Genomic DNA, 19,199 nt, shown 5'->3' on the forward strand with positions numbered 1-19,199 from the left:
GAATTGATTACCTGGAGTCGGCTGGCTCCCGTCGTCGGCTAGCGCTGCGGGAGGTGTGGCGTCACTTCAGGTAGGCGGCGAGCGGGATGTTCTGCGCCTTGAGGGCGGTGGCGATCAGGCCGGCGATCTGTCGGGCGCCGGCGGCCTCGAAGTGGGTGTGGTCGTTGCAGAAGAACGCGCCGACCGCGCCCGTCGAGTAGTCACCGTTGTTCGGGCACAGCCGGAGCGTGTTGTAGAGCGCCACGCTCCTGGCATGCAGGTCGATGACCGGTACGCCGTTGGCGGCGGCCGCGGCCGTCGTCTCGGTGACGAAACCGCGATTGCCGACGGCGGTGCCGCCGCTGCACGTGATCGCCGCGACCGGGGTGACGAAGATCGGCTTCACCCCTCTGGCTTTGGCGGCCGTCGCCATGACGCCGAGCAGTTCCTTGAAGCGGTTGCTGCCGACGTGTCGCGGGCAGGCCGAGTCGCCGTCGTTGATGCCGAACTGGACGATCAGATAGTCACCGGTCTTGAAGCCGTTGGCGGTGTCCAGCATCGCCGACCACCGCGCGCTGTAGGCGGTCGAGCTGAGCGTGCACTCGCCGGCCGAGTTCTTGGTGGAGGTCACGTTGCCCTCGTACAGCCACGTCTGGATGCTGCGACCGCCGACGGCGCTGTTCTGCACGGTGACGTTCGAGGTGAGGTAGGACGCGAACTGGCTGCCCCAGCCGATCGGACAGGCGCTGGCATTCATCATCGTGGAGTCGCCGGCCATCCACACCCTGATCGGCGCGGGTGGCGATGACGTGGATGGGGTCGCCTGCGGTGTGCTCGGCTCGGGGCAGGGCGTTGGCCCGGGCGTCTGTGTCGGCGTCGGCGTCTGTGCGGTGGGGGTCGCGGCCGGTGGGCCGGCGCAGGTGACGCCGTTGAACGAGAACGACGACGGCACCGGGTTGCTGCCGCTCCACGAGCCGGTGAAGCCGAAGTTGACCGATGCGCCGGAGCCGACGGCACCGTTGTAGCTCACGTTGGTCGCGGTCGCCGCCGTGCCGGTGACCGTGACTGTGGCGTTCCACGCCTGCGTCACACCCTGTCCGGGGGCGAGACTCCAGCCCAGGGTCCAACTGGTCACCGCGTCACCGAGGTTGGTGACGACGACATCGGCTCCGAATCCGCCGGTCCACTCGCTGGTGACCCGATAGGCGACACCGCACGCCGGGGCGGCGGCCTGGGCGGTGGCGATGCCGAGCCCGCCGGCCGCGACGGTCAGGACCGTTGCCGCCAGGACCACGAGACGCGATCGGCCAACCTTCATCGGGTTACTCCTGCCTCGATCGGAGATGCCCGCCGTCAGGTGGCGGCGGCGCACGGGGAGCCGTTGAGGGCGAACCCGGTCGCTCCGCCGAGCGGGCTGTCGGTGACAAATCCGAAGCTCGTCGAACCGGCGGCCGGGATCACCGCGTTCCAGGCGGCGTTCACCGCGGTGGCCGCACTGCCGGACTGGGTGACTGTGGCATTCCAGGACTGCGTGATCCGCTGGCTGCCGGGCAGGGACCAGGTGAGCGTCCAACCGTTGACTGGCACGGTGGAGGTGTTGCTGAGCGTCACGTCGAACTGGGCACCCGTACCCCAGTCACCGGTCTTGCGGTAGGTGAGGGCGCAGGCCCCGCCCGCGGGAGCGGTAGGCGCAGGTGTGGTCGGCGCAGTCGTGGGGGCCGGGCTCGTGGGGGCCGGAGTCGTGGGGTCCGGGGTTGTGGTCAATCGTGCGCTGAGGACCGGGGCCAGCCGGTCGGTGATGGCCTGGTGGCCCGCGTCGTTCGGGTGCACCGAGTCGCTCAGACCACCGGACGGCAGCCAGCCGGTTGTGTCCACGTAGAACACGTTGGCGTCGCCTGCGGCGTTGCGTGCCCGCACCGCCGCCTCCGTCTCCGCGGCATAACGACCGATGAACGTCCGCATGGCGAAGAGCTTGGCGTTCGGGAACCTGGCCCGGATCCGCGTGAGGAAGGTGGTGTACGTCGCCTGGAAGGCCGTGGCGCTCACGCCATGGCTCTTGTCGTTGGTCCCCAGGTTGATCACCACGCCGTCGGCCGTGTAGCGGGAGAAGTCCCACGGGTCGGTGCCGGCCTGGCCACCGGACGACATCCAGTAGCGGGTCTCCTGCGCCCAGCACCCGTCGGCCGTCTCGGCCAGACACATGCCACCGATCGCGATCTGGGTGTGGTCGTAGCCGAGCCTCTCACCGACCTTGAAGCCGTAGTCCGTCACGGCGAGCTGACTGCTCGTGGCGCCCGCGGTGATCGAGTCACCGACGAACTCGACAAGCTTGGGGCGGGCCGGTGGCGCGAAGGTGGCAGCGCCCGACTCCAGGATCAGCCCCTGGAAGACCGCGTCACCGGTGTAGGAGCCGGCCACCTGCCGGTAACTGACGATCAACGTGTGGTTGCCGGCCGCCAGCGCGGTCGGCGTCAGGTTGATCGTGCCGGAGCCGGTGAAGGACGTGAACGCCCTACCGTCGATGCTGGCCCACAGCTGGATGGTGTTGCGCTGCCGGAGCTTCACCGTCTTACCGGTGAACCCGACCCGCAGGTACGCGCCGGCCCAGTACGGCACGTAGGCCGAGGCGTTGGTCTTGTTCCACCGGCCGACGAAGCTGATGTTCGAGTCGGCAGGTGTGCCGTCACCGACCGCGGCCTCGGCGTTGAGGGCCGGCAGACCTGCGGCGAGCACGCCGGCGGCGACTGCGATGAGGGCCGCGGTACGCAGGGAACGGATCTTCGTCATCGGATGGGGTTCCAGCCGTCGTTACCCGCCAGGTAGGCGGTGGGCGTGTACTGGGTGGCGGTGGAGGCGCTCATCTGGGGGCGGTTGGCGTTGACGCCGGCGCCGGCCCCGGTGCTGCTGTACTCGGCGAACCGGGCGGTCCGCCACGAGAAGCCGGACATGTCGGTCCAGGGATCGGTGCGGATGTGTGCGCCCATCGCGACGCCCCGGTAGAGGACCTGACCGCGGGCGTTGACGTCGCCGCTGGGGTGCCAGGGTCGGCCCAGATAGACGGTCCTGGCGGGAGCGTTGCTGGTCAGGGTGGTGCCCCAGAACAGGAAGCCGAACTTGTTGTTGATGTCGGTGGCCGCCGCGGTGATGTAACCGTTGTTCGACGACGAGCCCCGGGTGAGCGAGTGCACGGTGCCGTTCTGGAAGACCATGGTGCCCCGCCCGAAGATGAAGTCGACGTCACCCTCCACGTAGGAGTTACGGACGTAGAGACGCCGGACCGAGCTGACACTCGGCGCGTTGACCAGGAGGGTGTCCTGGTTGCCGAGGATGCGGACGTTGTCGAACTGCACCCGGTCGCCGGAGGTGTTGACGGCGACGGCCTGCTCGGCATCGAGGGTGTTGGCGGCCTCGTTGAAGTCGTTCGACATGGTCAGATTGCTGATCGTGGTGTCGTTGGCGTTGACGAAGACCGAGGCACTGCCGGACGTGCCGTACGTGCCGCCACCGGGCTTGGTCTGGCCGGATGCGTGCCCCTCGACGATCACCACCTGGGCGGCGGAGCTGCCCGCGCCGACCAGGGTGAGGTAGGGCTTGTTGGCGGGAATGGTGACCACGCCCCGGTAGGTGCCGGGTCTGATGGTGATGGTGACCGGAACGCTGTTGTTCGCCGCGACACTGTCGATCGCCGCCTGCACGGTCGTGTAGTTGCCGCTGCCGTCGGCGGCCACGGTGATGGAGGCGGAGGCGGACGCGGCGGAGGCCATCGGGACTGCGGCTGCGAGAGCGCACACGGTCACCACCGCCACCGAGCGCACGCGAAGAACCCTGCCGGGTGTGGTCATGAGCGTTCTCCGATCTCAGCGGGCCTCCGCCGGAGATCATGTCGACCGGCGGACGACGGAGTTAAGTTAACGTTAACATCGATGATTGGAAATATGAAGGTGGCGGGCACGGAGGGTGAGCCACCCGTTCATCCGACCCGAACGTCCCTCGCGGAGGCGGCGGGTTCGGCGACCACCGACGGTGTCCTCCTGGGCAGCAGGAGCGGGGTCGCGAGCAGGAGAACGCCGGAGATGGTGATCGCCGCGAGAGGGCTGGTGAGCGTCGCGAGGACTCCCCAGATCACCACCAGGGCCGCCTGGACGAGTCTGCTGGCGGCACTCCACGTGCTGAGGACGCGGGCGGTGTGGCCGAGTGGGGTGCGGTGCAGTCGCTCGGTCGCGTAGATCGGGTTGAAGACGCCCATGCAGGTGATCAGCAGGCCCTCGACGACGATCACGGTGACGAGTCCGGGGATGCCCGGCTGGACGAACGCGAGACCGAGGGGAAAGACCGAGCGCAGCCACCCGGAGACGATCATGACCCGGTGCTGACCGTGGCGGGCCACGAGGCGGGACGACAGGCGGGCGCCCACCAGGCCGCCGAGCGCCGGGACGCCGAAGGCGAGGCCATACTGCCAGGCCGGCAGGTGGTACTGGCCCAGCAGGAGGACAGCCAGGAGCGGAGCGGTCGCCATGATGAGACCGCCGACCAGGATGGAGTTGAGGAACAGCCCTCGCACGACGCGGTCGTGCCGGATGAACCGCCAGCCGACCAGAAGATCGGCACCGCGCAGCCGGCCGGCCCGGTCCGGGGGCGCCGCGACGTCGCCGCCGCGGATGCGCAGGACCGCGAGCGCCGACAGCAGATAGCTGACGGCGTCGGCGGCGACGGTGACGACCGGCCCGAGCAGCCCGACGAGCGCGCCACCGAGGGGCGGACCCACCGCGACCGCCGCCCAGTTCGTGGCCTCGAACCGTCCGTTCGCCACCACCAGGTGATCACCCTGGACGAGATGCTTGAGGTACGCCCCGGACGCCGCGGCGAAGGCGATGCCCGCGGCCCCGGAGAGGACCGAGACGACAAGCAACTGGCCGTACGACAGCAGACCGAAGGCGTACGCGAGCGGGACGCTCGCCATGGCCACGAACCGGAGCAGGTCCATGGCGACCAGCACCTGACGCTTCGCCCGGCGCTCGACCCACGGCCCGAGCGAGAACGCCACGACCGCCGCGACGGCCGGCCCGACCGCCGCCAGGATCGACACGGCGAACGCCGGCGAGTGCAGGACGCGCACCGCGATCAACGGGAACGCGCCGAAGGCGATCCACGTGCCGTACGTGCTGACGGCGTACGCCGACCACAGCCAACCGAAACTGGACCCCAACCGCGCGCGCATCCGCCCCCCTCGTGACAACCGACGTTCGGGTCCGGGCAGCACACCAGCGCCGCCGACGTCGGCGCAAACAACCGACGTCCAGGCGCGTCACAACCATCTGTTGTGCGGGTGGATGATGTTCCGGTGGATACCGAGGCGGTGCGGTCGTTCGTCCGAGCGGCCGAATTCGGGCAGTTGCAGCACGCGGCCGAGGAGCTGGGCGTGACGCAGCAGGCCGTGTCGAAGCGGATCGCCGCCCTCGAGCGCGCCCTCGACGTGCGGTTGTTCACCCGTACTCCCCGAGGGGTCGAGCTGACGCTCGACGGCCAGGCGTTCCTCCCGCACGCCCGGGGCATCGTGGCCGGGGTGGACCGCGCCCTCGCCGCGATCAGGCCGGGCTCGCGGGCCCTGCGGATCGACGTTCTCGGCCTGCGGTCCGCGCAGGCAGTCGTGCTGCACGACTACTGGCGGTCCCACCCGGAGACCAAGCTCGACGTGGTGACCCTGCGGGTCAACGACCCGCGCGCGGCCGTCGCCGCCGTCCAGGCGGGCGACATCGACGCCTCGTTCCGCTCGGTCACCGACCCGGCCACGCTGCCGCGCGACGTGCGGATGATCCACGCGTTCGACTCACCCCTGGAACTGCTCGTCGGCCCGCGGCACCCGCTCGCCTCCGCGCGCACTCTGACACCGGCCCAGCTGGGCGGGCACCGGATCTGGGTCCCCGGCATCGCGCCGAAAAGCGAGTGGTCGGACTTCTACGACCAGCTCGCCACCGAATTCGACCTGCGCATCGACGCCGCCGGCCCGCACTTCGGCGACGAGGTGCTGCTCGACATCCTCGCGGACTCCGCCGACGTGGCGACCTTCGTCGGCACGCGCGACAGGTACCTCTGGCCGACGAACCACGACCTGCGCCGCATCCCGATCGCGCGCCCGACGCTCGCGTACCCGCTCTCGCTCATCCTGCTGCGCGTGAACGCGCACCCGGGGCTCCAGGCGGTCATCGACCACGTCGCGAGCCTGGCGCCAGCCCCGGCGACGACGTGGCGCCCGTCCTGGGCAGCGAAGCCGGTTGGCGGCGGGCCGGGCGGCCTTCCGGAAGCTGACGGACGGGAGCCGGCACCACCCCGTCGGCCGACCGGACCCGACCTAGCAGGATGAGCGGATGTCGAGGACGACCGGAGCGCTCTGCGTCACGGCGCCGTCCGTGACCCCGAGTTGCGGGACGTACCGGCCGGGCGTGACACCACTGACGCGGAACGCGGCCAGGCTCTGCACGAGGTGGCCGTCCCCGGAGCCGGGCGGCACGGTCAGCGGGCTGTACACCTCGACGCCGTCGGGCATGCCGGTGTAGCCGACGGCGAGCTGCGCCGACCAGGTCCCGTCGAGCACGACGAAGAAGTACAGGGTGCGGGGGTCGTCGGGGGTCGCGCAGAGCCGCTGTGGCAGGTCGACGAGCGTCCAGGTCGACGGGGTGCCAGTGGTCGTCGTGGGGGGCGCTGCCGAACCGGGCGTGCCGCCGACGAGGGCCAGCAGCGTTGTCGCCAGCGCGGCGGCGGCGATCCGTGCGGCGGTGCGGGAGAACTTCACCATCGACTCCTGTCCTCTGCGGCCGACATCGGTGGGAAACACCGACGATCCCGCAACCGCCGAGCGGCGGTGGGTCGTCGACACGCTGGACCCGACGCCGGATAAGAACGATATTTGTCGATGCAACAATCCCCCCGGGTGGTCTGCCTGTCAAGCAACCGGGAGCCGGCGGCCCCGCGGTCGATGCCGGCCCTGTCGATCCGGTTGCGGGTCGCCGCTTCGCGGAGCTGTGACAATGCGCGGGTGATCTGTCGAGCGTCCGTGTCCGTCGACGCTCGGAGCTGGTCCGACGGACGGAACGCGAGGCCACGAGGTGGACTGCGACGAGATTCTTGCGGCGCCGCGTCGATCCACCGTGCGCCCGTTCGACGTGTGGGGTGAGGGCCGAGGGGCGGCCCGCCGGATGAGGAGAACGCGATGTCGACGTACATGCTGATCATGCGAGGCACCGACGAGTCGAACGCCGCCATGATGGCCTCGATCGACGAGGCGATGGTCGCGACCCGCACGTTCATCGAGGAGATGGTCAGGGCCGGCGTCCTCCTCGCGGCCGAGGGGCTGGACGACCCGGCCCGAGGCGTCGTGGTCGACTTCGCGGGCGAGGCCCCGGTGGTCACGGACGGGCCGTACGGCGAGACCAAGGAACTGTTCGGGGGCTACTTCCTGCTCGATGTCGCCTCGAAGGAGGAGGCGGTGGAGTGGGCCAGGAGGTTCCCCGCGGTGCGCGGATCCAAGATCGAGGTCCGGCGGGTGGCCGGGGCCGACGAGGTCCCGGCGGACAGCGCGGGCAGCGGCCACCTCTGATGGTTACGGCCGACGTCGAGGCCGTCTGGCGGATCGAGTCGGCGCGGATCGTCGCCGCGCTGACCCGGTTCACCGGCGACTTCGGGCTCGCCGAGGACGCCGCCCAGGAGGCGGTGGCCGAGGCGCTCGTGTCGTGGCGGCGTGCCTCCCCGGCCAATCCGGGCGGTTGGCTGATGGCCACGGCCCGACGGCGGGCCATCGACGCGATCCGTCGCCGACAAGCGCTCCAGGAACGGTACGCCCTGCTGGCGGCCGACGCGGCAGGTGACGCAGCGGCCGGGCTCGTGGTCGACGAGGACATCGACCCCGACCGGATCGACGACGACGTACTGGCGCTGATGTTCGTCAGCTGCCACCCGGTGCTCTCCCCCGAGGCCCGGGTGGCGCTGACCCTGCGCGTGGTCGGCGGCCTGACCAGCGAGGAGATCGCCCGCGCGTTCCTCGTCTCCGTGCCGACCGTGCAGGCCCGCATCACCCGCGCCAAGAAGACGATCGCGGCGGCCCGGGTGCCGTTCGCGCTGCCGCCGGCCGGCGAGCGCCGGGAACGGCTCGGCGGCGTGCTCAGCGTCCTGTACGTGATCTTCACCGAAGGCTCCACCGCCACGTCGGGCGACCGGTTGCTGCGCCCCGACGTCGCGTACGAGGCGATCCGGCTGGCCCGTACGCTGGCCGCGCTTGCACCGGACGAGCCGGAGGTGCACGGCCTGCTCGCGTTGTGCGAGCTGACGGCCGCGCGTTTTCCGGCCCGGACCGGCCCGGACGGCTCCCCGGTCCTGCTGGCGGACCAGGACCGACGGCTGTGGAACGTCTCCGCGATCCGTCGCGGGCTGGCCGCGCTGGCCAGGGCGTCGACTCGCGGGCTCGGCCCGTACGGGTTGCAGGCCGCGATCGCCGCCGCCCACGCGACGGCGCCGTCTGTCGAGGCGACCGACTGGGGCCGGATCGTCGTGCTCTACGAGGCGCTCGGCCGGGTCGCCCCCTCACCGGTGGTCGAGCTCAACCGGGCCGTCGCCGTGGCCATGGCCTCGGGCCCGGCGCACGCCCTGGCCATCGTGGACGAGCTGATCGCCGCGAACCGGCTCCCCGGGTCGCACCTGGTCCCGACCGTACGCGGAGAGCTGCTGGCCCGGCTCGGACGGCGGGCGGAAGCGCGCGCCGAGCTGGAGTTGGCCGCACGGCTGTGCGCCAACCAGCGGGAACGCTCGGTGCTGCTGCGCAAGGCGTCGGAGTCAGCGGACCCAGGACCGGCGCAGCGCGCCCCCATCGATTGACACTTTTCGTTACGACGGTGATAGTAACTGCGTACCGCTCCCATCGGATCGCCTGTGGGGACCCCGCCGGGTGGTCGACGCGATCGCGCCTCGACCTGGCCCGTGGCCTGCGCTGACCGCTGTGGTCGCAGCGCGAACGAACAGCCGCCACCGCCGCCGCAGGGAGCCCACCGTGACATCCGTTGGAGGGGTGCATGAGAAGGAGATCGAAGATCTACGCCGGGCTGGTGAGCGTCATCGTCCCGGTCGCCTCGGTGATCGTGATGCTCGGCGCGACACCTGCCGACGCCGCCGTCGGCGGTTCCGGGCCCTATCCCGCCGACTACGAGACCTCGGCCAGCCTGGCCAACCACACCATCTTCCGGCCCCAGACGCTCCCGTCCGAACGCCTCCCCATCTTTGTCTGGGGCAACGGCGGGTGCTCGGCCAACGGCCTCTCCCAGGGCAACTTCCTGCGCGAAATCGCCTCCCACGGCTTTCTCGCCATCGCCAACGGCGCCCCGAACGGATCCGGCTCCACCACCTCCCAGATGCTCACCCAGTCCATCGACTGGGCCGTCGCGGAGAACTCCCGGCAGGGCAGCAAATACTTCAACAAGCTCGACACCACCAAGGTCGCCGTCGCGGGCTTCTCCTGCGGAGGGCTGGAGGCGTACGCCGTCTCGGCCGACCCGCGCGTCACCACGACCGGCATCTTCAGCAGCGGACTGCTGAACGACGCCGACGACTACCAGCTCAGGCGGCTGACCAAGCCGATCGCCTACTTCATCGGCGGGCCCAGCGACATCGCCTACCCCAACGCCATGGACGACTGGGGCAAGCTGCCCGCCGGGCTCCCCGCCTTCATGGGCAACCTCAACGTCGGTCATGGCGGCACCTACGACCAGGCCAACGGCGGCGAGTTCGGCCGCGTCGCGGTGCTCTACCTCAAGTGGCGCCTGAAGGGCGACACCACCGCCGGCGCCAACTTCGTCGGCCCCGACTGCGGCCTGTGCCGCAGCCAGTGGACCGTCCAGCAGAAGAACCTGACGCTCGACGGCGGCACGCCACCCACCACGCCGCCACCCACGACGCCCCCGCCCACCACGCCACCACCCACGACACCCCCGCCGACCACGCCGCCGCCCACCGGCACCCCGGCCTGCACCGCGGTCTACGCCGTGCAGGACCAGTGGCACGGCGGATTCGTCGCCACCGTGACCGTCACCGCGGGGACCGCCGCGCTCACCGGCTGGCGGGTCACCCTCACCCTGCCGAGCGGAGCGTCGGTCAGCTCGCTGTGGAACGGCGTCGCCAGCGGTACCAGCGGCACCATCACCGTGGCCAACCAGAGCTACAACGGACGACTGGCGGCGGGCCAGAGCGCCAGTTTCGGGTTCCAGGGCACCGGCAACGGGACCGGCACGACCGCCACCTGCGCCGGAAGCTGACGTGGGCCAGCTCTGCGGGTCGGCGCCGCTGGCACCGGCCCGCAGAGCTGTCGCGCGCCGTCAGGGCGCACCGGTCGGCATGCGAGACTGCCGCGGTGCCCTGGGAAGCCACGACGCCGCCCCGCCCGCCCTCGCACCCCGTCGCGCTGACACCTGTCGACCGGTCGCACCGGGCGGTGCTCGGCAACCTGGGTCAGTTGTACCGCCATGACCTGTCCGAGGCGTACGGTCACCTGCCCAACGACGACGGCACATTCAACGACCGGCCACTCGACCGGTTTCTCGCCGGCGTCGATCCGCAGCGCCGGGCCTGGCTGATCACCGCGGCCGGCCGTACGGCGGGGTTCGTAATGACCACGCCGACCGAGGACGGCGGCACGTCCGTCACCAGCTTCTTCGTCGTGCGCGCGCTGCGCCGCACCGGCGTCGGCCGTACCGCCGCCGTGCAGGTCATCTCGCTGTTCCCCGGCAGGTGGAGCATCGGCTTTCAGCGTTACAACGCAGGCGTCGAGGCGTTCTGGTCGCGGGTGGCAGACCAGGTCGTCGGGGACGCGTGGCAGGTCCACGATGGTCCCGCCGCCGAGACGCGGCCCCCCGACACCTTCCTCACCTTCACCACCGCCGGCTGACCGGATCGTCGCGGCGAACTGCGGTCCGGCGTGCCAGCGGCGGAGCGTGGCCGGGGAACGGTCAGCCCTGTCGCCACACCTGGAACGTCTGCTGCACCCGCCACGCGCCGTCGGGCTGCCGCGCCTCGTTGCGCCAGCGGAACTCGTCGGCGGCGATGTCGGAGAAGGTCCACCGCAGATCACCGCCGTCGAGCACGATCAGCTCGCCGACGCGGGCGGCCCGGAAGGTGTGCGTCCGATGCCGGCCCGGCCCCACCCACGTCGAACGCCAGATGCCCGGCCCTGCCGTCGGATCGGGGAAGCGCACGCTGACGCCGTGCTCGACGCCGGGCAGGATCCAGACGTCGGTGGTCGCACGGCCGCCCAACGCGTACCCGAAGTGCCACTCGCCCCGCCGGACGGACGAGGACCCGTCGGGGTCGTACTCGGTGCAGTCCAGTGCCCAGGAACCCGTGAACTGTCCGAACAGGCTGAGGTCGACGCCATCGGCCGGACCGTCCGCGAGGAAGGCGGCACCGACGGCGAGTGACGAGTCGGGGAGCATGTCGAAACGATAGCCACACCTCCGGCGTCACCGCCGATGCGGCGTGCCGGCCGCCCCCTGCGCCGGTGCGGGCGATCAGGCCATCGAGGAACCCACCTGAGCGGTTCCCACGTTGTCCAGACCGCTGACGTGGCGAATGAGCGCACGTTCGGAGAAGTTCGGTCGGCGCGAAAGCCCGATACTGCTCGACGTGAGTGAAACGGCAGGCCCGGGCCGCTGGGATGTGGCCAACACGGCACTGCGCTCGGCTGCCGACCGGTTCACCGAGCTGGTGGCCGCCGCGCCGTCGCCCACGGCCATGGTCACCGACGACTGGACCCTCGCCGACACCGTCGCGCACGTGGTGTCGATCGCGGCGCTGTACGTCTCCCGGCTGGACGGCACCGAGGTCGCCATCCGGGTGCCGGGCCTGGAGGACATGCTCGCCGTCACGAACGTCGACACGGTCGCCGACGTCAACAGCCACGTGCTCGCCCACTTCACCGAGCGGGATCCGGAAGTCCTGCTGTCGCGGTTGAACACCGCGATCGCCCGCCTTTTGGCCACGACCGCGGATTCACTGTCGACGGTGAGTTGGCTGGGTAACGCGCGGGTGACGGTCGGCGGCCTGTTCGCCCATCTGACCAACGAGCTGCTCGTGCACGGCTGGGACGTCGCGCGGGCGCTGCGCCGACCGTGGCCGATGCCGGACGAACACGCCGCGCTCTACTGGGACCTCTTCATGTTCGACATGCTGCGTGACTCGTACGGAGTGCTGCTCAACACCGAGCTGCCGATGCCTCGCCACCACGTGTCGGTGCAGTTCCGGTCGGAGTTCACGTCGACCACGACGCTGACGCTGGGTGACCGCAGGGTGTGGATCGCGCCGCCCGACGGTCCGTTCGACGCGCGCGTGACGTTCCGGCCCGCCCGGTTCAACCTGATGATGTTCGGCCGGATCAGCATCGCGCAGGCGGTGCTGCGGCGCGACGTCGTCATCGGCGGGCCACGGCCGTGGCGGCTGCCCGCGTTCCTGCGGGTCGTGCACATGCCCAACGGTCGGCTGGCGCCGGCGGGAACGCAGAGGGCAGACCGACCACTGCGGGACAGGCCGAACGACGACGGCGCCGGCTGATCGTCGTACGCCGCGACGGCCGGCCGGCTGTCAGCTGGCCCGGTAGGTGAGGTAGCGGCCCTCTGTCCAGCTGTGGAAGTTGTTGAGTTCGGTTGCCGGGCCGCTGCAGTCGGTGCTCTGGTAGCCGGGCACCGAACGGAAGCCACCGCTCCAGGTGAGCATCCAGGCCGCGTCGGCCGGGACCTGATGGCAGATGCCGTCGGGCGTGGCCAGCCTGCCGGCCACCTCGGTCGGGTAGCTCGAGTAGAAGACCAGGCCCTGGTCCGGGCTCTGGAACGGTTCGCCAGCCACCGCAGGCGACCCCGGCAGCGTCACGGCCGATGCGGCTATCAGGACGGCGGCGAGACTCGCGGTGGTCCGGCGGGCGGATGTGCGCATGGGTGGTCCTTTCGGGACGGTGGTCAGAGGGCGGACCAAAAGTTGACTCGGTCCAGACTAAGACTGACATATATCTATGTCGTAAACCATCCGGGATACCCTGCGGCACGGATCGCAGCAGACACTCGCGCATGATCGTGTCGGTGAACCCGTGGCTACACTGCACGACCATGCTCTCCGCCGAGATCCTCGACCAGCTCGACGCCGCGGCCGAGGACTTCCGGTTCCCGGACCTGGGCCACGGCTACTACTACGCGGTCGACGCACGGCTGCACGCCTATCGCGACGCGCACCGGTGGGCGCTCATCGTGGAGGCGTTGGGATATTCGCCCAGGGCCGGCAACCTCATCGACGTCCTGCACGTCTTCGGCAACTGCCTCACCACGGGACAGCCGGGCTTTGGCAACGAAGATTTCCTCAGCCGGATCGACAACTGGGACGAGATCGAGGATGTCGACGAGCCAGAGATCTACTGCGGAAACCCGATCGAGGTACGAGGCCGGCGGATCGCCGTAGCAGCCGAGCCGGGTGAGGAACTCATCGACGTGTTTCGCCGGCTCGTTCCGGAACACCGGGAGCTGCTCCTGGCCGACGACGTCGAGCTGCGGCGGCGGATCCCGGCCGACCTCCCCGAGATCATGCGATTGGATCGATGGCATCACCCGGACCTTGTCCAGGACACCCTTCCCAGCGGCTCAACGACCTTCCGCCAGCTCGCCGACGTGCTGGCGACGGGAGACGTGAGACGGTACGCGCCAGACCTGCCACCCAACACACACTGGTCCCACTGGCCGGAGTCCGGGAACCTGTGACCCTCGCCGCGAGACGGTGCGGCTGCCGCGATGAGCGGCAATCAGTCCCTCGGGCCAGGGGACGTCGACCCCGGAAGGTTCGTGACGACGAGCTCGACGGCCTCCGCCGCTGTCGTGGCCTCACCGAGCAGCCGTCCATAGCCCGGGGTGTAGACCTGGTAGGGAGGGCCGCCACACACGATGAAGGGCAGGTCGTCGGTGCGGACAGCGGGGTACGGTGGCCGGGCGGTCCGGAAGAACTTCAGCGTTCCGTGCGTGGGAAGCGGGAAGAGCGTTCGCAGCGTCGGGTGCTCGTAGGCGGCGGTCACCACCGGATCGCCGGACCACCAATTCGGTGCGCCGTGCACGAGATTCCGCCACGTCTCGGCGGCTTCGCCGTTGTCCTCCATCGAGCCATCCTCCCACTGCCGAGCCAGGCTGAGCAGGACACCTGACCGGGTCAGTGCCGCTCTGGCTCGTTGACGATCGGAAAGGCCCGCCGCACCTCCGCCAGGAGCTCGTCCCGCCGCGCGGCGTACGTGCTGACCGCCGCCCACAGCGCCTCCAGTGCGGCCTGCAGCGGGTCCGACTCACCGGCGGCCATCAGTGCCGGAAGCGCCATCGGGACCGGGTCCACCGGGGCGTCGAGAACCGCGCCGAGCGAATCGGCCGGGCCGTGACCCGCCGGGCGCAGCGAGACGGTGGAGAACATGACGGGCGGCTCGCCCCGGATCCGTGTCCACAGTGCTGTGTGATCGGTGAACTCGGCGGGTGGCGGCTCGCCCCGATCCAGGGCCGTCCACGCCGGTGTCATCCAGTCCAGGTCCGCGATGCCGGCGACGGTGAACGCCCGCCGTGCGGCCCAGATCGCGATCTGGCGCTGAATCTCGGCGCCGGCCGCCGCCACCCCGTCGACCAGGTCGCGGTCCAGCACGGCGATGCCGTAGACGTTGCCGCGCACCTGCCGGAGCCGATCACTTGGCGCACGACCGCCCCAGCGCCGCAGCTCATCCCGCCGTCGGTACTCCTGATCGCGGCGCTCCCGCTCCACCCGCCTGAGCATCTCGGCCTCGACCTGCTCCCACAGGGTCGGCGGGGGCGGCAACCCGGCCGCCCAGCCGTGCCAGTACGCGGCGGCCCGGCTGGTCTGGCGCACGATCGCGTCGGCGCGCGGCACGGCGGCTCGGGAACCCTCGCCCGTCGAGCCCTCCGGCCACAGGCACAGCAGGTAGCGGTCCGGCCGCTGATCCATGTACGTGTAGTCGTCCTCGTCCAGCTCGTCGGGGTCGAACCCGCCGAACGGGTCCCGCCCCTCGTCCATGCCCGTGGCGCAGTACCGCACGCGGTAGACCGGCAGCCGGCCGGCGTCCTGCCCCTCGGGGGTCAGCGGCAACGGGGCGAGTGACCCCTCGCCCCAGGGGACCAGGTCGACCACCGGGGCCCTGGGCAGAAACGACGCCTCCACCACCTCCTCCCACTCCTGCGCCGCGGCCGACGGCTCACCGTCGTACACCTCGACTCGGAAGTGGACCCGCCCGGTGTGCGTGCCGGTCATCAGGAACAGCGCGCCCGCCTGGCCGGCCCCGCAGAGGCCGTTCGCCTGCCCGGCGAACGCCCCGCTCATGTCCGGCAGCTCACGACTCGTCACGTAGATCTGCCCGTAGGCGACCGGCGCCGGGCCGTCGAAGAGAACGCGCATCGGCCGATCCTGCCATCGACCGGCGGACGCCCGCTGTCCCCTCGACCCGACGGCACGCGGGTGATCTGTCCGAGACCCGACCAGGGTTCGCGGGCGCGGCCATTACCGCAGGAAACCGCTTACCCAGCGGCTATTGACGGTCATCGTTGGCTCTCAGTACCGTGATGCGGGCAGCGAGAAAGCGCTTTCCGACCCTCACCGTCCGACAGGGAGCGCCCCCATGCCCAAACACCTGCGCGCGATCTGCCTCGCCCTGCTCACCATCGCCACCGTGCTGAGCACCACCACCGCCCTGCCCGCCCAGGCCGCGCCGCGCTTCCGGGTGCTGGTCTTCTCGAAGATCACCAACTACTACCACGACTCGATACCGGCCGGCGTCGCCGCGATCCAGCAGCTCGGCGCCACGCACAACTTCGACGTCGTCGCCACCACCGACGCGGCCGCCTTCACCGACGCCAACCTCGCCACCTTCGACGCACTGGTCTTCAACAACACCAACTCCACCCCCGCCTCGGGTGACCTGCTCAACACCAGCCAGCGCGCGGCGTTGCAGACGTTCATCCGCAACGGCGGCGGCTGGGCCGGCCTGCACGCAGCCTCGGCAAGCGAACGCGACTGGCCGTGGTACGAGGGCCTGGTCGGCACCATCTTCGACTACCACCCGGACTTCTCGGCCACCGGCGGCACGTACCCGGGCCGAGTCAAGGTCCTCGACCGTGCCCACCCCTCCACCCGCAACCTGCCGGAGCTGTGGGAGCAGAGCGAGGAGTGGTACAACTGGCGGACCAACCCCACCGGCAACGTGCACACCCTCGCGCAGATCAAGGTGCGCGACGGGATCAGCGGCCTGGACGAGGGCGTCGACCACGCGTACTCCTGGTGTCAGCGCTACGACGGCGGCCGGTCGTGGTTCACCGCCGGCGGGCACGCCAGCTCCCGGTTCAGCGAGCCGGCGTTCCTGGAGCATCTGCGCTACGGCATCGAGTGGGCCGCCGGCGCGGTCGCCGGCGACTGCTCCGCCACCAGAACCGGAAACTTCGAGCGGGTGGGCCTGGTCACCGAGAACCTGGCCGACCCCTTCGAGCTGGCCGTCGGCCCGGACCGGAAGGTCTACTACATCCAGCGCACCGGCGCGCTCAAGGTGGTCAACTCGGACACCCTCCAGGTCACCACGCTGCTCGACTTCGCCTACACCTCGGCGATGACCGACCAGTCCGACGGGCTGATCGGGATGACCCTGGACCGCAACTTCGCCAGCAACGGCTGGGTCTACCTGCTCTGGTCGGACAAGACCCTCAAACAGCTCAACCTGTCGCGGTTCACTGTGGCGAACAACAGCGTCGCGCTGTCCTCCGAGAAGCGGCTGCTGACCGTTCCGACGTACCGCGGTGTGGGTCGCGCCAACTCGCACATGGGCGGCTCGCTGGCCATGGACGCGGCCGGTCGCCTGTACGCCGCGATCGGTGACAACACCGACCCGTTCGCCTCCAGCGGTTACACCCCCATCGACGAGCAGGCCGGTCGGGCCGCCTGGGACGCGCAGGGCACCGCCGGCAACACCAACGACCTGCGCGGCAAGATCCTGCGCATCACCCCGCAGGCCGACGGTACGTACACCGTGCCGAGCGGCAACCTCTTCCCGGCCGGCACGGCGAAGACCCGGCCGGAGATCTACGCGATGGGCATGCGCAATCCGTTCCGGATCACCATCGAGCCGCAGACGAACGCGGTGCTGGTCGGTGACTACGGCCCGGACGCCCGCGCCGCCGACCCCAACCGTGGCCCGGAGGGGACTGTCGAGTTCAACCGCATCACCGCCGCCGGCAACTACGGCTGGCCGTACTGCGTGGGCAACAACATCCCGTTCACCGACTACAACTTCGCCACCAGCACCTCCGGGGCGAAGTTCACCTGCGCGGCGCCGACGAACAACTCCCCCAACAACACCGGCCTGACCACTCTGCCGGCGGCGAAGCCGGCGCTTGTCTGGTACGCGTACTCCGCCTCCAGCCAGTTCCCGGAGGTGGGCACCGGAGGCGGCGGCCCGATGAGCGGGCCGGTCTACGACTACGACCCGGCCAATCCCCGCACGACGAAGTTCCCGGAGTACTTCGACGGCAAGTGGATCACGTACGAGTTCACCCGCAAGTGGTTCAAGACGCTCTCGATCCACCGGACCGCGCAGACCTTCACCAACTCGCGTTTCGGTCCCACAGCCGTCGGCGACCTCCAGTCCATCAACGGAATCTTCGACAACATGAGCTGGATCCAGCCCTTCGAGGCGGAGTTCGGCCCGGACGGCTCGCTCTACGTCATCGACTTCGGCGAGGGCACCGGCAGCGGTCGTGGCGGCAGCAACGCCGGCGCCGGCATCTACCGGATCGACTACGTGGCCAACGGCCGACCGCCGACCGCGAAGATCGCCGCCACGCCGGACAGCGGACGCGCGCCGCTCGCGGTCAGCTTCTCCTCGGCCGGTACGGCGGCCGGTGACGGCTCGGCGCTCAGCTACGCCTGGGACTTCACCAACGACGGCACCACCGACTCCACGGCCGCCAACCCGAGCTTCACCTACTCGGCGGCCGGCAAGTTCACCGCCCGGCTGACCGTACGCAACAGCGGCAACGGCCTGACCGCCAGCGCCGTCACCGACGTGGTGGTCGGCAACACCCGGCCCACGGTGACCATCACCGTGCCCGACGGCGGGTTCTTCGACTTCGGCGACAAGATCCCCTACACGGTGACGGTCACCGACCCGGAGGACGCCACCATCGACTGCGCCAAGGTGACAGTCCAGACCCAGCTCGGCCACGACACGCACGCCCACCCGCTGGACGTCTACACCGGCTGCTCGGGCCTGCTCGCCACCGAGGCGGACGCGGGTGACGGCCACGGGCCGGGGCAGAACCTCTACACAGTTGTCACCGCGCAGTACACCGACGGCGGCGCGGCCGGCGGCGTACCGGCGCTGACCGGCTCGACCCGGGCGCAGCTGCAACCCAAGAGCAAGGAGGCCGAGCACGTCAGCGGCCAGTCCGGCCTCGTCGTGAACGACCGGACCACCGCCCGCGCCGGCAAGCGGCTCGGCGACGTGGACCACAACGACTGGGCGGCGTACGGGCCGGTGGACCTGCGCAACGTCGGCTCGGTGACGCTCGGGGTGACCAACGGCGGCCTCGGCGGCGTCATCGAGCTGCGCACCGGCTCCCCCACCGGCACCCTGATCGGCTCGGCCACCATCGGCTCGACCGGCGGGTGGGACAACCTGGTCTCGCCCACCGTCACGCTGACCAACAAACCCGCCGGCACCACGGTCCTGTACGTGAAGTTCGTCAACGCCGCACAGGTCGGCGGCACACCGGACCTGATGTCGCTGGACTGGCTGCGGTTCAACGGGGCCGGCGTCAAACAGGAACCGGGCGGAACGCTGTCGCTCGCGGCCAACCCGGCCAGCGGCACCGCGCCGCTGACCACCACGCTGACCGCCACCGCGACGGCACCGTCGGGGCAGAGCATCACCGACTACGCGTGGGACTTCGGCGACAACAGCGCCGTCTCGCACGGCGCGACAGTGCGGTCGACGAGTCACAGCTACGCGCGCAGGGGGACCTTCACCGCCCGGGTGACGGTCACGTACACCAGCGGGGAGACCCGCTCACTCAACCTGACCGTCACGGTCAGCTGATCACAGGTCGGTGGCGGACGGGCCACACCCCGTCCGCCACCGGCGAGACGGCCGCGCGGAGCCGCTGCCGGCAGAGATCCACCCA

Annotated in this window: 17 protein-coding genes; 8 read left to right on the plus strand and 9 right to left on the minus strand. The window is 70.5% G+C overall.

Annotated elements, in window-relative coordinates:
* Positions 1–61 precede the first annotated feature (61 nt).
* The 4 genes from ACLQ27_RS03595 to ACLQ27_RS03610 all read right to left on the minus strand — a co-directional run bounded on the left by ACLQ27_RS03595 (position 62) and on the right by ACLQ27_RS03610 (position 5,197).
* Complete coding sequence (locus tag ACLQ27_RS03595; RefSeq protein WP_425865572.1) at positions 62–1,297, minus strand: cellulose binding domain-containing protein; 1,236 nt, start codon at positions 1,295–1,297, stop codon at positions 62–64.
* Between the two features lie 35 nt (positions 1,298–1,332).
* Positions 1,333–2,766, minus strand: a complete 1,434-nt coding sequence (locus ACLQ27_RS03600; protein WP_425865573.1) for a cellulose binding domain-containing protein — start codon at positions 2,764–2,766, stop codon at positions 1,333–1,335.
* Positions 2,763–3,794 carry a pectinesterase family protein gene (locus ACLQ27_RS03605; RefSeq protein WP_425865575.1) on the minus strand — a complete coding sequence of 344 codons (1,032 nt, stop codon included), beginning with the start codon at positions 3,792–3,794 and terminating at the stop codon, positions 2,763–2,765. The genes ACLQ27_RS03600 and ACLQ27_RS03605 overlap by 4 nt, the downstream gene beginning before the upstream one ends.
* Positions 3,795–3,949: 155 nt before the next feature.
* Positions 3,950–5,197, minus strand: coding sequence for an MFS transporter (locus tag ACLQ27_RS03610; RefSeq protein WP_357573928.1), 1,248 nt, complete (start codon positions 5,195–5,197; stop codon positions 3,950–3,952).
* Positions 5,198–5,320: 123 nt separating this feature from the next.
* On the opposite strand from ACLQ27_RS03610, the gene ACLQ27_RS03615 reads away from it, so the two are divergent.
* Positions 5,321–6,340 (plus strand): LysR family transcriptional regulator, encoded by a 1,020-nt coding sequence (locus ACLQ27_RS03615; protein ID WP_425865577.1) that lies wholly within the window; start codon positions 5,321–5,323, stop codon positions 6,338–6,340.
* Here ACLQ27_RS03615 and ACLQ27_RS03620 read toward each other — a convergent pair.
* Positions 6,329–6,772, minus strand: coding sequence for a DUF5980 family protein (locus ACLQ27_RS03620; protein ID WP_425865578.1), 444 nt, complete (start codon positions 6,770–6,772; stop codon positions 6,329–6,331). The two genes, ACLQ27_RS03615 and ACLQ27_RS03620, sit on opposite strands and share 12 nt — an antisense overlap.
* Positions 6,773–7,186: 414 nt before the next feature.
* Between ACLQ27_RS03620 and ACLQ27_RS03625 the strand changes: the two genes are divergently transcribed.
* The 4 genes from ACLQ27_RS03625 to ACLQ27_RS03640 all read left to right on the plus strand — a co-directional run bounded on the left by ACLQ27_RS03625 (position 7,187) and on the right by ACLQ27_RS03640 (position 10,903).
* Positions 7,187–7,573, plus strand: coding sequence for a YciI family protein (locus ACLQ27_RS03625; protein ID WP_425865579.1), 387 nt, complete (start codon positions 7,187–7,189; stop codon positions 7,571–7,573).
* Positions 7,573–8,844, plus strand: a complete 1,272-nt coding sequence (locus ACLQ27_RS03630; protein ID WP_425865580.1) for an RNA polymerase sigma factor — start codon at positions 7,573–7,575, stop codon at positions 8,842–8,844. The genes ACLQ27_RS03625 and ACLQ27_RS03630 overlap by 1 nt, the downstream gene beginning before the upstream one ends.
* 194 nt (positions 8,845–9,038) lie before the next feature.
* Positions 9,039–10,274, plus strand: a complete 1,236-nt coding sequence (locus ACLQ27_RS03635; RefSeq protein WP_425865582.1) for a cellulose binding domain-containing protein — start codon at positions 9,039–9,041, stop codon at positions 10,272–10,274.
* A gap of 95 nt (positions 10,275–10,369) precedes the next feature.
* Entirely contained in the window at positions 10,370–10,903 is a 534-nt protein-coding gene (locus ACLQ27_RS03640) for a GNAT family N-acetyltransferase (protein WP_425865583.1), read from the plus strand.
* Between the two features lie 61 nt (positions 10,904–10,964).
* Here the strand turns inward: ACLQ27_RS03640 and ACLQ27_RS03645 are convergent, their stop codons facing one another.
* Positions 10,965–11,447 carry a hypothetical protein gene (locus ACLQ27_RS03645; protein ID WP_357497247.1) on the minus strand — a complete coding sequence of 161 codons (483 nt, stop codon included), beginning with the start codon at positions 11,445–11,447 and terminating at the stop codon, positions 10,965–10,967.
* Positions 11,448–11,637: 190 nt separating this feature from the next.
* Here ACLQ27_RS03645 and ACLQ27_RS03650 point away from each other — a divergent pair, with 190 nt between their 5' ends.
* Complete coding sequence (locus ACLQ27_RS03650; RefSeq protein ID WP_425865584.1) at positions 11,638–12,561, plus strand: maleylpyruvate isomerase N-terminal domain-containing protein; 924 nt, start codon at positions 11,638–11,640, stop codon at positions 12,559–12,561.
* A gap of 30 nt (positions 12,562–12,591) precedes the next feature.
* On the opposite strand, the gene ACLQ27_RS03655 is transcribed toward ACLQ27_RS03650, so the two are convergent.
* Positions 12,592–12,939 carry a hypothetical protein gene (locus tag ACLQ27_RS03655; protein WP_357573936.1) on the minus strand — a complete coding sequence of 116 codons (348 nt, stop codon included), beginning with the start codon at positions 12,937–12,939 and terminating at the stop codon, positions 12,592–12,594.
* A gap of 143 nt (positions 12,940–13,082) precedes the next feature.
* Here ACLQ27_RS03655 and ACLQ27_RS03660 point away from each other — a divergent pair, with 143 nt between their 5' ends.
* On the plus strand, positions 13,083–13,751 hold the full coding sequence (locus ACLQ27_RS03660) for a DUF7003 family protein (protein WP_425865585.1): 669 nt from the start codon (positions 13,083–13,085) through the stop codon (positions 13,749–13,751).
* A 41-nt stretch (positions 13,752–13,792) separates the two neighbouring features.
* On the opposite strand, the gene ACLQ27_RS03665 is transcribed toward ACLQ27_RS03660, so the two are convergent.
* Both ACLQ27_RS03665 and ACLQ27_RS03670 read right to left on the minus strand, forming a co-directional pair.
* Complete coding sequence (locus ACLQ27_RS03665) at positions 13,793–14,140, minus strand: DUF6193 family natural product biosynthesis protein (RefSeq protein ID WP_425865586.1); 348 nt, start codon at positions 14,138–14,140, stop codon at positions 13,793–13,795.
* 50 nt (positions 14,141–14,190) lie between these two features.
* Positions 14,191–15,429, minus strand: a complete 1,239-nt coding sequence (locus tag ACLQ27_RS03670) for a hypothetical protein (protein ID WP_425865587.1) — start codon at positions 15,427–15,429, stop codon at positions 14,191–14,193.
* Between the two features lie 220 nt (positions 15,430–15,649).
* On the opposite strand from ACLQ27_RS03670, the gene ACLQ27_RS03675 reads away from it, so the two are divergent.
* Positions 15,650–19,114 (plus strand): ThuA domain-containing protein, encoded by a 3,465-nt coding sequence (locus ACLQ27_RS03675; protein ID WP_425865588.1) that lies wholly within the window; start codon positions 15,650–15,652, stop codon positions 19,112–19,114.
* Positions 19,115–19,199: the final 85 nt, after the last annotated feature.

The organism is Micromonospora sp. DT63 (assembly GCF_049841615.1).
GTDB lineage: Bacteria > Actinomycetota > Actinomycetes > Mycobacteriales > Micromonosporaceae > Micromonospora.

Coding starts and splice junctions, on each gene's coding strand:
- ACLQ27_RS03595 (WP_425865572.1), bottom strand. CDS start 1,297: ATGAAGGTTGGCCGATCGCGTCTCGTGGTCCTGGCGGCAACGGTCCTG.
- ACLQ27_RS03600 (WP_425865573.1), bottom strand. CDS start 2,766: ATGACGAAGATCCGTTCCCTGCGTACCGCGGCCCTCATCGCAGTCGCC.
- ACLQ27_RS03610 (WP_357573928.1), bottom strand. CDS start 5,197: ATGCGCGCGCGGTTGGGGTCCAGTTTCGGTTGGCTGTGGTCGGCGTAC.
- ACLQ27_RS03620 (WP_425865578.1), bottom strand. CDS start 6,772: ATGGTGAAGTTCTCCCGCACCGCCGCACGGATCGCCGCCGCCGCGCTG.
- ACLQ27_RS03625 (WP_425865579.1), top strand. CDS start 7,187: ATGTCGACGTACATGCTGATCATGCGAGGCACCGACGAGTCGAACGCC.
- ACLQ27_RS03630 (WP_425865580.1), top strand. CDS start 7,573: ATGGTTACGGCCGACGTCGAGGCCGTCTGGCGGATCGAGTCGGCGCGG.
- ACLQ27_RS03635 (WP_425865582.1), top strand. CDS start 9,039: ATGAGAAGGAGATCGAAGATCTACGCCGGGCTGGTGAGCGTCATCGTC.
- ACLQ27_RS03645 (WP_357497247.1), bottom strand. CDS start 11,447: ATGCTCCCCGACTCGTCACTCGCCGTCGGTGCCGCCTTCCTCGCGGAC.
- ACLQ27_RS03655 (WP_357573936.1), bottom strand. CDS start 12,939: ATGCGCACATCCGCCCGCCGGACCACCGCGAGTCTCGCCGCCGTCCTG.
- ACLQ27_RS03665 (WP_425865586.1), bottom strand. CDS start 14,140: ATGGAGGACAACGGCGAAGCCGCCGAGACGTGGCGGAATCTCGTGCAC.
- ACLQ27_RS03670 (WP_425865587.1), bottom strand. CDS start 15,429: ATGCGCGTTCTCTTCGACGGCCCGGCGCCGGTCGCCTACGGGCAGATC.
- ACLQ27_RS03675 (WP_425865588.1), top strand. CDS start 15,650: ATGCCCAAACACCTGCGCGCGATCTGCCTCGCCCTGCTCACCATCGCC.